Origin of the sequence: Paracholeplasma vituli, assembly GCF_025446935.1 — a bacterium.
In the GTDB taxonomy this organism is placed as follows: Bacteria; Bacillota_I; Bacilli_A; order Acholeplasmatales; family UBA5453; genus Paracholeplasma; species Paracholeplasma vituli.
Genome location: NZ_JAOEGN010000001.1, coordinates 122,410 through 138,184, shown reverse-complemented (window position 1 = coordinate 138,184; position 15,775 = coordinate 122,410). Strand labels below are relative to the sequence as shown.

Genomic DNA, 15,775 nt, shown 5'->3' with positions numbered 1-15,775 from the left:
ATGGCTAAGTACTGTATAATATTACCGTGCAATATATATGTTGCACCTTTCTATTTTAAATATGAAAATGCATTTATAAATTTGCAATTGGATTTTGACTTAATACTTTGGAATAGATCTGGAGTTAAAGAGAAATCTAAAGGCAATATTATAAGTTTTGATAAGAAAATTAATTCTAATGATGGTGATAAATCGAAGTTTCTTGATTTTGTAAGGTTTGCTAGGTTTGCAAAGAAAACTATTAAAAAAAATAAGTATCAAAAAATACTCTGTTTAAGTTCGTATTCTGCAACAGTAGCATTATTATCAAAATTCTTATCAAAAAAATATAAATACTATTATTGGATTGATATTAGAGATTATACATATGAATACTCTAATATTTACAAAATGTTCATGAAAAGGGCTATTTTAAACTCAGCAGAAACATCAATATCATCTCCAGGATTTAAAGATTTTTTACCAACGTATGATTATTTAATTGTACACAATGATAATAATAATTTAGAAAGCTCAGTAAATAAACTAAAATCTGATGAAGTATTAAATCCAATTAGAATAAGTTTCATAGGAAATGTGAGATATTACGATCAAAATAAAAATATATTAGAACTTTTTAAAAATGATGATAGATTTATAATACAATTTTTTGGCGATGGAACAGATGAATTGGTTAGTTATTGCAAGCAAAAAGGCATTAATAACGTTAATTTTGTTGGTAGATTTGAACCAAGTCAAACAGAAACATTGTATGCAAAAACCGATATTATTAATAATTGTTATGGTAACTCGGATTTTGCACTTAAAACATCTGTATCAAATAAATACTATTATTCATTAAAATACCTAATGCCAATTCTAGTATCTGAAAATACATATATGGAAAAACTTACTCATGAAAGTGGATTAGGGTTTACGTTGAAATTTGAAGAGCAAATTAAAGATAGACTTTTTGAGTGGTACAATTCCTTAGATAAAGAATCAATAAGAATTAACGCAAAAATAAAATTAAATGCCATACTTGAAGACAACAAAAAGTTTGATGAAGCATTGCGAAAATTTATATTGACGGATAAATATAGATGAAAAAAATAGCAATAGTTATTAATAATTTGATGATGGGGGGGATACAAAAAGCTCTTATCAATTTGTTGAATGAAATTGAGGATTTTTACGATATTGACCTCATATTATTTAGTCATCAAGGTGATTTGATAGAAAAAGTTCCCCCAAAAATAAACATATTAGATGAAAATAAGTATCTAAAGTATTTAGGAGTTGAGCAGAGTAAGGCTTCTATTTATGGGAATAAGTTCTATTATTTTAGGTTTTTATTAATGATATTAAATAGAATTTTTGGATCTAAATCTATAAGAAAACGGTTAATAAACAAAGCAAGAGTTAAAGGTAATTATGATGTTGCAATTTCATTTACACAAAATTTTGGATATAAAGTTTTATCATCTGGATGTAATGAATTTGTTTTGAATAACATAAATAGTAATATGAAAATTTCATTTATTCATGGTGATTTTGATAGGTTGGATTGTAACAATAAATATGATAATCATCTATATTCAAAATTTGACAAAATTGCTTGTGTATCAGAAAGCACAAGAGAAATATTCTTAAAGACTAATTCGTTATTGAGAGAAAAAACATTTACAGTAAAGAATTGTACCAATTACAATGAGATAATCAACCTTGCAAATGAAGAAGATATCAAAATCGATAATGGTTTCGTTAATATTATCACCGTTGCTAGAATCAGTCAGGAGAAAGGCCTAGTTAGAGCATTTTATATAATCAAGAGACTAATTTCTGAAAACTACCGAATCAAATGGTATATAATTGGTGATGGTCCTCAAAAAGGCATTATTAATAATCTTATAATAGAGAGTCATTTAAGCGAAAATATAATTTTGGTAGGGAATCAGTTAAATCCATACAAGTATATGAGAAAAATGAGTTTATTTCTATTGCCATCTGTGCATGAAGCTGCTCCTATGGTTTTTAATGAGTGTAAGGCATTGAATTTACCTATTTTAACGACTAATACAAGTTCAGCTATGGAGTTGGTAGAAAACGAAAAAATCGGGTGGGTTTGTGATAATGATGATCTATCCATTTATAAAAATTTAAAAAGAATTATTGATAAAGGCCTACATCTTGGTTTAGTAGAATTTTACGATGTTAATAATACACTTGAGTTGGAGCAATTCAAAAATTTGATTGGAGATTAAAAAAATGATTCCTAAAGTAATACACTATTGTTGGTTTGGTAGAAATTCAAAACCTGAAATTTTTAATAAATGCCTTAAATCGTGGAAAAAGCACTGTCCTGACTATCAAATAATAGAATGGAATGAAGACAATGTTGATTTGGATAAATTTGCATTTGCAAAAGAAGCACTAGAACATAAAAAGTTCGCTTTTGTATCAGATCAAGTTAGATTCAATGTACTTTACAACTATGGTGGTATTTATTTAGATACCGATGTTGAGTTAATCAAATCACTTGATGATTTATTAACTAATCAATCATTCATGGGTATCGAAATCGATAATTTAGTGGCCCCGGGTTTAATAGTAGGGGCAGTAGCAAAATCAAAAGTTATTAAAGAATTTGTAGATTTATATGATAGATTAGAATTTATTAATAGTGATTTGACACTGAATTTGACTACAGTTGTTACTTATGCTTCTCAAATTATTAATAAAATTGGAAAGATAACTAACACGAAAATAAGTCAGTTTGAGGGTATCACAATATATCCAATTGAATATTTTAATCCCATAGATATTAGACATACAAAAAAACACCTTTCTAAAAAAACTTATTCTATACATCATTATCAGGGATCATGGCTGACTGATGGACAGAAGAAAAGGATTGAACGTACAAAAAAAATTAAAAAAATATTAGGTAACAAAATCTATAATATTTTATATAAGGTGAAATTGAAACTTTGGAGGAGAGGTAGCAAATGAGACTTACAATATTTACTCCAACCTTTAACCGCGCATATATATTAAAAAAATTGTATATAAGTTTGCTTGATCAAACCAATTTAAACTTTGTTTGGTTAATAATTGATGATGGCTCAACAGACGATACTAAAAATCTAATTGACATGTTTCTTAATGAGGATAAGATACATATTAAATATATATATCAAAAAAATCAAGGCAAAATGCAAGCCCATAATACTGCTGTGTTATCATGTCAAACAGAATTTTTCTTTTGCGTTGATTCTGATGACTATTTAGTCAATGATTCGGTAGAAAAAATGTATAAGGCTATTGATTTTATTGAAAATGAGCCAAAATTAAGTGGAACAATATTCTATAGGGGTAAAAACAATTATGAAATCATAGGAAATGAATTTCCGGAAGGTATAAAAAGCATTTCTCTATCTGATTTATACAGAAGTGGATTTAGTGGAGATACATCATTACTTTATAAAACAGATGTTTTGAGAAACTATTTGTTTCCTTATATAGAAGGAGAAAAGTTTATTCCAGAAGATTATGTATATAAACAAATTGATCAAGTTTATGAGATGCAATTAGTACCAAGTATATTAATTGTAACTAAGTATCTAGATGACGGATATTCTAATAACATAGGTAAAGTAATCATAAAGAATCCTAAAAGTTGGTCTTTATACAATCTTTTACTTTCAAAATATGAGAAAAATTTAATTAAAAAAACAAAATATATTAGAATATATATAACATTTGCTTTACTTGGGAAAAATAAAAAAATACTAAAATTATCAAACAATAAAATTTTGACAACACTATTATATCCTCTTGGATATATTGGTTATTTACATAAAAAAAGATTAAGAGGATAAATTTAAATGGAAAATCAGAGAAAGTATTTGCCAATACTCAATTTAATAAAGTATATATTACGGGTGATAGTAATAATGTTGTTAGGATTTTCATACATCAATGAAAGTGAAATTTTCAGTACTATCGCTATATTAATGATGGGTTTAATAATTTTAATTGGTAATAACACTGATGATTTCTACTTGTACATATTCCTGTTACCCTTTTCTGACTTTGTAGCATTCGGAGATAGAAATATTTTGTTCGTTTTTCATCTAATCTCAATTTTTAAAATAATATATTCAAACATGCATAAAAGGGTTAGTCTTATTGCTCTTTTTAGTTTTATATTACTTATAGGTGTAATTACAATAAATGATTTTCCAAATATCTCTATTGGTAGATACATCTACATCGTATCGATTATAGCATACTATTCAATTTTTATAATATTATCAAATTTTTCTAAAATCAACAGAAAGTACCTAGCGATTAGTATATTTACAACAATTTCTGTAGTTCTATTTTTTATAGTTCTTGGTTCAAATGGTAATATTTTTGAGATTACTGGAGTCGATGAAACAAATAGACTTGGTGAAGAAACGAGGCAACTAGGCGGGGCGATGGGAGTTCCAATATACATTATGATTTTTATCACTTGTACATTTGTGTATTTAACTAGTGAAAAAACTAACAAACTTGTAAGAATGATGTTAATTTTAATTTCATTAATATTTGGATATATTGGTTTCCTTACTCTTTCTAGAGTGTATTTATTAGGATTAGCGGTATTTTTAGTAATGCTAATACTTAGTCAATTAAAAAGTCTTAAACGAACAAATCAAAAAATAAAAATTATTTTATATCTACTTGTATTTGCTTTAGCCATAGTGATATCTATAACAAATCTTGAAGGCCTTATTAATATGACTATTAACAGAGGTCAAGAAGATATTTCAACAGGCAGATTTGATATATATAGCTCTATTTTTGATTTTTTAATGAATAATCCGTTAAATTTACTTATAGGGAAAGGTGTAATATATTATAGTATCTATGGTAAAGAAAATGGTTATTTGTTTTCTATGACGGCACATAATCTTTATTTAGACTCTATAATGTCTTGGGGACTATTAGGAACAGTTGCTTTTTTAACTATCACGTTTTATGCATATTCAAGATTGTCAAAGGATATGAAAAAGAAAGTAAGTATAATATCAATGACGCCTATGATAGTATGGTTAGCTATGGTATTGGTAGGAGATGCATTTTATTACTTTAAGACTTATATAATTATTTTATCTTTAATAATGGTTTCGGGACTTTATGGTAAAGTAAATAATGATGTACAGGAGGTTTCGTATAATGAAAAGTATACTAATTCTATTGTATGATTATTACCCTACACCTTCTGCAAATACATACTGCACTGACAATATTTTTAATGCATTTATTGAAGAAGGATATGAGCTTTATATTATAACTACAAAGTCACAACTACGTCAAAAATCAATTACTTCATTAGAAAAAAAAATTACGATAGTTAGAAGATTCATACTGATTGATTATATTAATAGAATTGCACATATATTAAAATACAAATTATTAAAAAGTTTTTTGTTAAAAATTATTAGAGTATTATCATCTAATAAAATTGACGGATATACGGGATATTATAATAGTAAATCTAATTTTAAAAAGACATATAAACTAATGAAAAAAAAGAAAATAGATAAGATTATTTCTTTTTCTTTTCCGTTTGCTACACATCAACTTGCGTATAATTTAAAGTCAAGAGATAAGAGTATTAAATGGATATCTTATGAATTTGATCCATTTGCATACAATTACACTTTGAATTCACAACTACTTGATGCCCGTAAGAAGCTTGAAATTGAGACCTTTATAGAATGTGATTTGATTATATCAACTTTAGGTATCATAAATAAAAACACACAAGAGGATTTTAGAAAGGAATATTTGAATAAGAATATAGAATTTGCTCTTCCAAATTTATCTATCAAAGAGTATGCTAGAAATAAAACATATAATGCTAAAATCAAAATGGCTTATTTAGGAGCTTTCTATGAAGGAATCAGAACGCCAAAAAGATTGTTTGATATACTGAATTCAAAAAATATAGAAGATATTGAGGTTCATTTATATGGAGATTACAATCCTTCTGTTTATAAAGACCTTTTAATCCCCAAAAATGTTCATATTCATGGTAAGATAACTAAGCAACAAGCTCATGATGTCATAGTCAATTCGGACATTTTAATTAATTTTGGTAATATTATGACAAATCAATTTCCAAGTAAGATGTTCGAATATATGAGTTATGGTAAGCCGATACTTAATTTTTACTATAGTCTAACTAAAACTGAAAAAATATATATTGATAAATACAAAAACATACTAAACTTATCGAACTATTCCGAAGACTCGAGAGATTTAGAATTACTTATTGAATTTTGTAGGAAAAATAAAAATTATACGATTGAAGCATCACTGTTAAAGGAAAGATTGTCTGAATATACTTCGAATGTTGTGGTGACTAACATAATAAAACAAGTAAAAAAATACTTTGAGGACATTTAGAATAATGAGTAACAAGATGACACATAATAAAAAAAGTTTATATACGGGGATTACATCAGTCATATTAATGTTACTAAATGGTTTACTAGGTTTACTGATGACCCAAGAAATAATAAAGAGTATTGGATCGGATGCAAACGGACTATCAGCATCATCAAATCAATTGATTGCAGTTTTAATGCTTCTGGAAGGTGGTTTTACCTTGGCAATCAATGTTTCTCTGTTTAAACCTTTTAATGAAAAAAATTATGATTTAATCAATAAAATTTTGGCAGGAGCTAAAATTGTATTTAATAAGATAGGAGTGTTTTTTCTCTTATTTGGATTGATAATAGCAGCAGTATATTCAATAATAATCAAGTCATCTTTTGATTTCCATGTGATATTTATTGTTTTTACTCTTTCTATTTTATCTACAACCGTAAACTTGATGTTTGCTACTAAATATCGAATTATTTTGCAACTAGACAATAGAGAATATATTCTGAATATAATTAGTATATTTATGAGTTTGATATTCATGGGTGCGATAATATTTACAACTAAATACTATCCAAATATTATATATGTAAGAAGCTTAGTTTTTATAAATGCAATATCAAACTACCTATTGTTAGTATTTACTGTTAAAAGAAAATACCATTTTATAAATTTTTCTGTAGAACCAGATTTTTCCTTTAAATCAGATTCGCGAAATGTGCTTTACCAAAACATAACATCTGCATTCTATAATTCATTTCCGATATTATTCATATCTATCTCAGCAGGTACACTATTTACTAGTTTATATGCAGTGTATAATAATGTTTTTGTAATTATCAAAAGCGCAATTTATGCTATTGCAAACGCTCCAAGGATGGCCTTGGGGCAATTAGTAGCTAAAAATGACATTACAAAAACTAATAATTATTTTGAAAAGTATGAATTTATCACAATAAATATTATGCTTGTGATAATATTGCCCACAATATTTTTAATTATGCCTTTCATTAGTCTGTATACCGAAGGTCTAACTGATATGAATTATGTAAATTATGAAATAGCATTAATTTTCATTATCACACTAGTGTTTGAAATTATTCATATACCAAGCGGAAACTTATTAAATATGTCAGGAAATTTCCGTGTTGCTAAGAGATTTCAAATAATATCTACCATATTCTTAATAATTTCAATTGTTATTTTGAATTATTTCATGGGTATGATAGGTGTGATGCTTTCTGTTTTATTTACAGCTTTGTTACTATCAATATTGGAAATCTCTTTTATTTACAAAATTTATTTTAATAAGAGAATTTTAGTATTTGTTAAAAAATATGTTTTTCATCTTATGGTAATTTTAATTTCTATTTATTTATCTTCCTATATAGAACTACCGATTTCAAATTACTATGATTTTATAATTGTTGGATTTATAATAACTATTATATCACTAGCATTAGTTATTTTACTTAATATAATTGTAAATTTTAACATAATTAAAAGTTTCAAACGTGTATCAAATAAATAATCATTTTCAAATACAATTTACAAAGCAACCGGTAATAATGTCAAGTGATAAAGAATAAAAAAAATATCACGAAAACGGTTGTTTAGGTGATAAGAGGACATGATTAAAAAAGGTTGAAGAAATGGAACGGGATTTAAATGTTACTGATAAAGTCTATTGGTACTCAACAAACCATAGATAAGACGGATCAGTTTTCTAGCAGTAAGGGCGAGGGCACGTTTGTGTTGATGGGTGGTTACTTCATCAAATTTCTTTTGGTAGTAGTCACGATATTCAGGGATGTGTAGACGAGCCATGTTGGCAGCCTGTATCAAGAAATAGCGAAGATATTTATTCCCAGTTTTAGTCATTTGAGTATCGTCAGCTTCGAACTTACCAGATTGGGTTTTACGCCAAGTAATACCGGCGTATTTAGCCAAAGCGTCATCGGATTCAAACTGATTGATATCGGCGATTTCAGCTAATATACCAGCAGCGTAAACCTTACCAATACCTGGAATCGATATGAGAACATCGTAGTGATTTTGATTAAAACCAGCGACTTGACGAATGATGGCCTTATCGATTTCTCTAATTTCAGCTTCGTAACAGCTAATGACATTGATGGACGAAGCGAGAGAAAGATTGATTGGATCATAGGCTGTTTTATCGAGACGATAAGAAGCTCTAGCAGCAGCCTTAATCTTGGTAGCGATGGCTTCTGAATCTGTGAACCTGTTCTTACTGGATTTGATGATAAAAGCCGTCAAGTCTTCGAGTGGAGATTGAATGATATCATCTGTAGTATGGTATTCAAGGAGCAGATCAACAGCTGTTTTACCGAAGTTATCAGCGAACAAAGATTCAAACTCAGAAAACTTCAAAAAGACGTTGTTAAGCGCATAAGTCTTCTCAGTTGAAAGCAGTTCCGCGATGTGAAGACGATGTCTAGTAAGCCTTTCAAGGGCTAAACGTTGAGCACCTTTAAACGGGGTTAAACCATCGGTTCTACCAACCCTGGCGATATCCGCTAAAACGAACGCATCTTTAGGATCGGTCTTGTCCATATCGGAGAAACTTCTTCGATAGTTTTTGGATATTTTAGGATTGATGATAAATACTCTAGAGTCGTAAATTGAAAGATACTTAGAGTTGGATAAATAGGTCGCTAGATGAGCAGAGTATACCCCTGTGGATTCTAAAACGACAATGATTTTAGATAGACGGTGCTTCATGAGCAAGTCACACAATTTGGATTCAATGATGGTAGCCCCATCTTGAGTGTTTGGAATATTGGTCGAGAGTAACTTATCACGATTTAGGTTCATCGCGTAAACATGATTTGAAGACTTTGAGACATCAATTCCAACGAATAAAGTAAGATTCAAAATAAAACCTTCTTTCAAGGATTAGATATAAGTTGAAGTCCTAGCCTTGAGAGACAACTGCAGCCTCGCCAAATAAGAAATCACCCATGAAGATAATGTTGAGTTCATCAAAGGGTGTAACAACAACCGGTGAGCAGATTAGCCAATCAAGCAGGATCGCACGCTTTTGAAGCACCATGATGTGCAAGGAGCAATAGCGGATTCTTCAGGTTATATCTTGACTTGATTATAACACTAGGACTTCAAACTTATAAATAACAATATGTAGCCGGGCCTGATCCCAAATCTACACTACATATTATACGAGGAGATTTATTATGAAAAAAGTTATGTTGGTTTTTGGTACTAGACCAGAAGCAATAAAAATGTGTCCTTTAGTTAATGAGTTAAAAACTAGAGAGAGTATTAAAACAGTTGTTTGTGTAACGGGGCAACACAGAGAAATGTTAGATCAAGTTTTAAAAACATTTAAAGTTGTACCGGATTATGATCTTTCTATTATGAAAGAAAAACAAACGCTATTTGATGTTACGACTAATATTTTAAATAAAATAAAAGAAGTATTAGAAGTAGAAAAGCCAGATGTAGTATTAGTCCATGGAGATACCAGTACCACTTTTGTTACTGCGCTTGCATGTTTTTATCTACAAATCCCAGTAGGACATGTTGAGGCAGGCTTAAGAACACATAATATTTATTCACCATATCCAGAAGAATTTAATCGTCAAGCAGTATCAATAATTGCTAAATATAATTTTGCTCCAACTGAATTAGCTAAACAAAACCTCATCAATGAAAATAGAGGGTCTGATAGTATCTATGTTACTGGTAATACAGCCATTGATGCTTTAAAAACCACTGTAAGAAAAGATTATACCCATCCAATGCTTGAATGGGCAGAAGGATCAAGACTTATAATGATTACTGCTCATAGAAGAGAAAATCTTGGTGAACCAATGAAACATATGTTTAACGCGATTAAACGTATCATTAATGAACATCCAGAAATTAAAGCTATCTATCCAATTCATATGAATCCTGTAGTTAGAGAAACAGCTAATAGTATTTTAGCTGGCAATGATAGAATAAGAATAATTGAACCATTAGAAGTAGTAGATTTTCATAACTTTTTAAATGCTTCTTATTTAATACTTACTGATAGTGGTGGGATACAAGAAGAAGCACCATCACTTGGTAAACCAGTATTGGTTATGAGAGACACAACAGAAAGACCTGAAGGTATAGCAGCTGGAACATTAAAACTAGTTGGAACTAATGAAGAAGCAATTTACAATGCATTTAATCAATTATTAACAAATCAAAACGAATATGATAAGATGTCAAAAGCCAGCAATCCATATGGGGATGGATTAGCTAGCAAAAGGATTGCGGATATACTCGAAAAAAGTTTATAAACTCAGTATTTATCTTGAACACAGTTAATTAAATAACATTTTATAAAATATTATCGGCCCCTTTTGGTTGTAAACATGTCTCTGAAAGGGCTGTCAAACAAAAGGTATTAATAAAGAAGAAAAATAAGGAGAACTTGATTATGGATGAATATGAAATGAGAATCGTAAAAACAAAAATAGCTATTAAGAAGGCGATTGAAAAAACAAACCTCTATAATCCTTGGGAAAAAGGGAGTATCATAGTAAAAAATAATAGGAAAATATTAGATTTAGATGTGAATTAAATTCAAAGTAAAAATTAGTTTAATAGGAAAGCGGATATTATCAGAATTTAATAACGAAAATGATCCGTTAGTACATTATCAGTTTCCTTTACCAATTAACGGCAATTTTCTGAAAGCAAAATATTTATTGCTATATTCTAATCCCTCTCTAGAAGAATCTCCTTTAAAATCAAATGGCGCAAAACTAAAAAGAGATGAAATAGAAAATAGACTTTTGAAGTGTTTTAAATTGGATGAAGATGCTACACTTGTGATTCGAAATGATGATTGGAAAAAGTGGTATACTGAACATTTAGACTATTTTTATTGGATGTATACGGAGAAAAATGAAGATTTTTTAATAGGTTTTGTTTTATCAATTTGTTTGCATATCAAACATAATTTGATAGATTTGATTTAAATGTTAAAGAAATTGAAGAGATGAAACTTCTTCCAAGTACTAAATTCACTGAAGAACTGGTGTAAATTGGAATCAAAGCAGGTAAAGAGACTAACTATTAGAAGTCAATAGATTTAAATCAGTAAATAGAAAAAAACCTTGAGTAAGGCTAATTTCGGAATATGAAGTGTATAATTAGCTACTTATTATACGACCTTGTTTATATCAAACGGAACCTTATTGGTCTCAATGTGATGGATAATTCTAATCAGTTTTCTGGAGATGTTCACCAAAATCACTTTATGGTGTTTGCTTTGATTTTTCTTTACATAATAGTAATCATTGATTTGTGGTATATATCTCAATGAGTAAAAAGCGTACATGAAAAGATATTTTCGAAGCAGTGATGATCCATGTTTAACGATTTTGCCAAATTTTTCAGTGGTACCAGATTGACTAATTTTAACATCTAGACCAGCATAAGCGGTTAGTTGTCCGGGATTGGAAAAACGACTGATATCTCCAATTTCAGCGTAAAGGGTTGCTGCTGTCTGATGCCGATGGACGGTAAGGTATGAATGAATGAATCGGTTTTAAAGTAAAGATCTTCAATCTCCTGATCGAGCACTTCAATAATCTTAACTAACTCCTCATAGTGATGAATAATAGTTACGATGAGAAGATCATACGATTTACTCGAATTACCAATCGATGTACGTGCTAATGATTTTAGTTTTGAGAACTTTGGATAGCTGAATTTACCCATCGATAGTGTCCGTAGTGTATCATAATGACTCATGGTTAAATTGGATATCTTTTCCTTGTTTTTATAGATCTTTAAGATGTATAGTGGTGTTTTCCCCAATTTATTATCGAAAAACCCTTTAAACTCTGGAAATGACTTATCTAATACGTTTGTTAGATAAACGAGTTGTTTCGATTTCATTTCTAGATAATTATCTCGTTGTCTAATCAATTCTTTTAACTCATTTTTGTGGTAAAATTTGCTATGTAAGGTTTGTAGTCAAACTGGCCTAACATGGTTGCTATTAATTTAGCGTCAATTTTATCAGTTTTAGTCCGTCTTAACGTAGTAGCCTTCGAAAACTGACTCTTTAATTGAGGATTAAACTCTAGATAGGTATATCCTAAACTAGATAAAAATGATTTCAAATTGATTCCATAATGTCCAGTTGACTCAAAACCGATTTTTATTTGTTTTGGATCACCTAAGACACTTAACTCATTTTTGAGTTTTTGGAATCCTTCGTAATCGTTCATAAATGTGAACGCACTTATTTTCACGCCTGCATCCGTAGCTATGAAGTAGTCGTGTTTGAATTTTGAGATATCTATTCCTACATGGAACTTGATTTTCACCTCCGATTATTTAGCGCTAGTTTTCACGAGTCTCTTATTTCTTTAACCTTGTGATAAAGCGTCTTGCTCTAACTAACTCATTGAAAGTTAAAAATAAGAGCCGTGGTAGTTGCCTCTTATAAACATCTAGCGTTAACAAAATGAAAAAAATCCACGGCGCCTTAATTAGATTATAGTAGATATTCAGAAAGGATATGTATACTCACTTCACTACTATAACCATAAACTGAGTATACAAGGTAATAATGATGAAAATTGATATCGATTATTCAAGTGTTAAGAAATCAAGACCGAACTATTCTATTCTTAGTTTTGGAAAGTACTTCACCGACCACATGTTTACTATGGACTACAACAAATCTAATGGGTGGACTAATCCTCAAATAGTACCATTTGATGATTTATCTATAAGTCCATCTACTAGTGTTTTTCATTATGCACAAAGTGTCTTTGAAGGCTTAAAAGCCTATTTAAATGAAAAAGGCGTAATAGTTTTATTTCGTCCATATGAGAATGCTAAAAGATTTAAGAAGTCTTGTATCCGTATGGCGATGCCTTATATCGAAGAAGATGACTTTGTTGAAGCTATTTCTGAATTAGTTAAAGTAGATAAGGATTGGATTCCTACAGAAGAAGGTACATCTTTATATATTAGACCTTTTATGTTTGCAACCGATGAGGTATTAGGTGTTCATCCAAGTAACACTTATAAGTTCATCATTATATTATCTCCTGTAGGTCATTATTATCCTAATGGATTAAAACCTGTATCTATTAGTATTAATCCCACATATTCAAGATCATTCTTTGGTGGTACAGGCGATGTAAAATGTTCTGCTAACTACTCCATGTCTTTACTAGCTCAAAAAGAAGCTAACGAAAAAGGCTATAATTAAGTCTTATGGTTAGGTGGTAAAAATCATGATATCATCTCTGAAGTTGGTGCGATGAATATCATGTTTGCTTTTGAAAACAAAGTCATCACACCTATACTTGATGGTACGATTTTAGCGGGTGTCACTAGGGATTCTGTCATTACCTTATTAAAAGAATGGGGATATGAAGTATTAGAACAAGATATAACTTACACAGAGTTATTTGATTATATTAACCATAATCAAATCAAAGAAGTATTTGGTACAGGCACTGCAGCTACTATATCACCTGTTGGTTTAATTGAGTATAGAGGCACTAGTTATCACATTTCTGATAAGATTGGACCAATTGCTCAAAGATTATACGATACACTAAATGACATAAAAACAAAATCCACTGCGGAACATCGCGAGTGGATACATATAGTTAAATAAATATTTATCAATTTATCTCAGAAAAATGTTTCTGAGATTTTTTATTTAATTAGGTTGTTTTATTTGGTTTGTATCACTATAATACTGACAGGGGTGATTATGGTATGCTTAGCTGTGAGAATTTAAAGGATTGTGAAAATTCTCTTATAAGCATCTTCAAAGTTGATGAAACGATGATTCGAAAAATAAAGAGTGAAGTTAGAAACCTATATCTAGAATCATCGGATTGGCAGTTGAAACTCTTATTAGATAAATACAACATTACTTTTAAAAACAATATGTCAGTATGCTTCTTTCATTTTTCCAGAACATTGAATCCAACATCTTATAATATGGGGATACAAACATTACCATCAATCTATGATAACATTCTTGAAGAAATTGCATCATTATACAAAATACACACTAAAGACGACATGATGAAAATAATTGAAGAAAAGCTAGGAAATATCACAAAAAAGCGTATTTATGACACTAAAGATGGTCCTCATGGATTTTTAATTAAAAAACATGGTTCTTTAAGAGATAGCATTTCAGAATTGTTTATCGACAATAGTGAAACTGTAAATGATGTAATTAATGCACTCGGTTATGATAAGACACTTTATCAGTCAAATTCTAAGACGATTATTGTTAAATTCAAAGTAAACAGTTATAATTCTGATGTTCAGCAAAAGTGCATAAAACAAGCCCTAGAATACATTTCACTTGGGGATAATCCCAAGTATAGAAGATTTATGACTTATTCACATGATAATAAAGGTATACCTGTGAGTTACGAGGATGTTTTATCAATTGAAATTAAATGACCTTTAGGTGATAAACTTTGGCGGTAGATTTTTAAATTCTTTAAATGGTTTTCCCACCGGATTTCTTCGTAGAATTTTCGAAGCTGATAGAGATATCTGTTTTAATGGATTGACTTATTGATGCGTAATAGTGTGTCGCATCTGCATGTGTAAATGTCGCATTTTCTGGTAGTAATTCGGTTCTATTCAGTAAATAATCAATGGATTCTTTCTTAAGATTGAGGAAATATATATATGGAATATTATCAAGTCCATAATGCGAAATGATAACGAAATCAACATCATTTTTTGTCCTTAGATAGATTAAAATTTTGGGAACAACCAATGGTGACAACACACGTTTTTCATTGTTAATTTCATACAAAACAGGCTGATAGAAATCGTCATGAAGATAAAATCCAAGTTTACCATTACTGCTTGCATTATTGTGAGCTAGAAATGAATTTAATGTCTCATGGTACTTCTGAATCTTTTTATAGTGCTCATCGAAGTTTTCTTTAAATCTATTAATATAAGTTTCAATTGAAAAATCATAATGAAAAGTGGAGCCATTACAATAGTGATCACTCTCTTCAAGCTTGTGATTTTTTACATCTCTCTCAATAGAAAACCTTTCTTTATCATTTTTTGAACCTTTCCCTAATGAAGAACCATCAAATTTAATGTCTTCAATTGCTACTGAATATTGGCCATTTTTGATCAAAATATAATCTAAGTCTTTATAATCTGCAATACCATCAATAGGCACAGCTTTATGCGATTTAATATAGGATTCATAAAAAAGCCTATCATAATCAATCGGTATGATGATTTTATGAGGGTTACTCATCATCGAGTTATATTTTAAGTATTCATCAACTAATTTTTTCCCCATAATAGT

17 protein-coding genes are annotated in these 15,775 nt (G+C 29.5%); 12 read left to right on the top strand and 5 right to left on the bottom strand.

Annotated features, from left to right (window positions below):
• The 7 genes from N7603_RS00635 to N7603_RS00605 are packed head-to-tail and all read left to right on the top strand — an operon-like array spanning position 1 to position 7,951.
• Positions 1-1,086 (top strand): glycosyltransferase family protein, encoded by a 1,086-nt coding sequence (locus N7603_RS00635; protein WP_262095379.1) that lies wholly within the window; start codon positions 1-3, stop codon positions 1,084-1,086.
• Positions 1,083-2,243, top strand: a complete 1,161-nt coding sequence (locus N7603_RS00630) for a glycosyltransferase (RefSeq protein WP_262095378.1) — start codon at positions 1,083-1,085, stop codon at positions 2,241-2,243. Before N7603_RS00635 ends, N7603_RS00630 begins: the two co-directional genes overlap by 4 nt.
• Positions 2,244-2,247: 4 nt before the next feature.
• On the top strand, positions 2,248-2,991 hold the full coding sequence (locus tag N7603_RS00625; RefSeq protein ID WP_262095377.1) for a glycosyltransferase family 32 protein: 744 nt from the start codon (positions 2,248-2,250) through the stop codon (positions 2,989-2,991).
• Complete coding sequence (locus N7603_RS00620) at positions 2,988-3,860, top strand: glycosyltransferase family 2 protein (protein ID WP_262095376.1); 873 nt, start codon at positions 2,988-2,990, stop codon at positions 3,858-3,860. Before N7603_RS00625 ends, N7603_RS00620 begins: the two co-directional genes overlap by 4 nt.
• Before the next feature lie 6 nt (positions 3,861-3,866).
• Positions 3,867-5,234 (top strand): O-antigen ligase family protein, encoded by a 1,368-nt coding sequence (locus N7603_RS00615; RefSeq protein WP_262095375.1) that lies wholly within the window; start codon positions 3,867-3,869, stop codon positions 5,232-5,234.
• Positions 5,206-6,441 carry a glycosyltransferase family protein gene (locus N7603_RS00610; protein WP_262095374.1) on the top strand — a complete coding sequence of 412 codons (1,236 nt, stop codon included), beginning with the start codon at positions 5,206-5,208 and terminating at the stop codon, positions 6,439-6,441. The genes N7603_RS00615 and N7603_RS00610 overlap by 29 nt, the downstream gene beginning before the upstream one ends.
• Positions 6,442-6,445: 4 nt before the next feature.
• The gene (locus N7603_RS00605; RefSeq protein ID WP_262095373.1) at positions 6,446-7,951 is read left to right on the top strand and encodes a lipopolysaccharide biosynthesis protein; all 1,506 of its coding nucleotides are present in this window, start codon (positions 6,446-6,448) and stop codon (positions 7,949-7,951) included.
• A 140-nt stretch (positions 7,952-8,091) separates the two neighbouring features.
• On the opposite strand, the gene N7603_RS00600 is transcribed toward N7603_RS00605, so the two are convergent.
• Positions 8,092-9,336, bottom strand: coding sequence for an IS110 family RNA-guided transposase (locus tag N7603_RS00600; protein ID WP_262095372.1), 1,245 nt, complete (start codon positions 9,334-9,336; stop codon positions 8,092-8,094).
• Between the two features lie 299 nt (positions 9,337-9,635).
• Between N7603_RS00600 and wecB the strand changes: the two genes are divergently transcribed.
• On the top strand, positions 9,636-10,733 hold the full coding sequence (wecB, locus tag N7603_RS00595) for a non-hydrolyzing UDP-N-acetylglucosamine 2-epimerase (protein WP_262095371.1): 1,098 nt from the start codon (positions 9,636-9,638) through the stop codon (positions 10,731-10,733).
• Positions 10,734-10,873: 140 nt separating this feature from the next.
• On the top strand, positions 10,874-11,017 hold the full coding sequence (locus tag N7603_RS00590; RefSeq protein ID WP_262095370.1) for a hypothetical protein: 144 nt from the start codon (positions 10,874-10,876) through the stop codon (positions 11,015-11,017).
• A 585-nt stretch (positions 11,018-11,602) separates the two neighbouring features.
• Here N7603_RS00590 and N7603_RS09060 read toward each other — a convergent pair.
• From N7603_RS09060 to N7603_RS00580, 3 genes are read right to left on the bottom strand one after another with little or no spacing between them, the layout of a single operon-like run.
• On the bottom strand, positions 11,603-11,914 hold the full coding sequence (locus N7603_RS09060) for a transposase (protein ID WP_373425328.1): 312 nt from the start codon (positions 11,912-11,914) through the stop codon (positions 11,603-11,605).
• Positions 11,884-12,372: a hypothetical protein gene (locus N7603_RS00585; protein ID WP_262095369.1), complete on the bottom strand. Its 489-nt coding sequence runs from the start codon at positions 12,370-12,372 to the stop codon at positions 11,884-11,886. Before N7603_RS00585 ends, N7603_RS09060 begins: the two co-directional genes overlap by 31 nt.
• Before the next feature lie 5 nt (positions 12,373-12,377).
• Positions 12,378-12,776, bottom strand: coding sequence for an IS110 family transposase (locus tag N7603_RS00580; RefSeq protein ID WP_262095368.1), 399 nt, complete (start codon positions 12,774-12,776; stop codon positions 12,378-12,380).
• Positions 12,777-13,021: 245 nt separating this feature from the next.
• On the opposite strand from N7603_RS00580, the gene N7603_RS09145 reads away from it, so the two are divergent.
• From N7603_RS09145 to N7603_RS00565, 3 genes are all read left to right on the top strand, one after another.
• Complete coding sequence (locus N7603_RS09145) at positions 13,022-13,672, top strand: branched-chain amino acid aminotransferase family protein (protein WP_262095367.1); 651 nt, start codon at positions 13,022-13,024, stop codon at positions 13,670-13,672.
• A 30-nt stretch (positions 13,673-13,702) separates the two neighbouring features.
• Positions 13,703-14,086 carry an aminotransferase class IV gene (locus N7603_RS09140; protein WP_506737411.1) on the top strand — a complete coding sequence of 128 codons (384 nt, stop codon included), beginning with the start codon at positions 13,703-13,705 and terminating at the stop codon, positions 14,084-14,086.
• Between the two features lie 104 nt (positions 14,087-14,190).
• Positions 14,191-14,895: a hypothetical protein gene (locus N7603_RS00565; protein WP_262095366.1), complete on the top strand. Its 705-nt coding sequence runs from the start codon at positions 14,191-14,193 to the stop codon at positions 14,893-14,895.
• 40 nt (positions 14,896-14,935) lie between these two features.
• Here N7603_RS00565 and N7603_RS00560 read toward each other — a convergent pair whose 3' ends face one another.
• The gene (locus N7603_RS00560) at positions 14,936-15,769 is read right to left on the bottom strand and encodes a hypothetical protein (protein ID WP_262095365.1); all 834 of its coding nucleotides are present in this window, start codon (positions 15,767-15,769) and stop codon (positions 14,936-14,938) included.
• Positions 15,770-15,775: the final 6 nt, after the last annotated feature.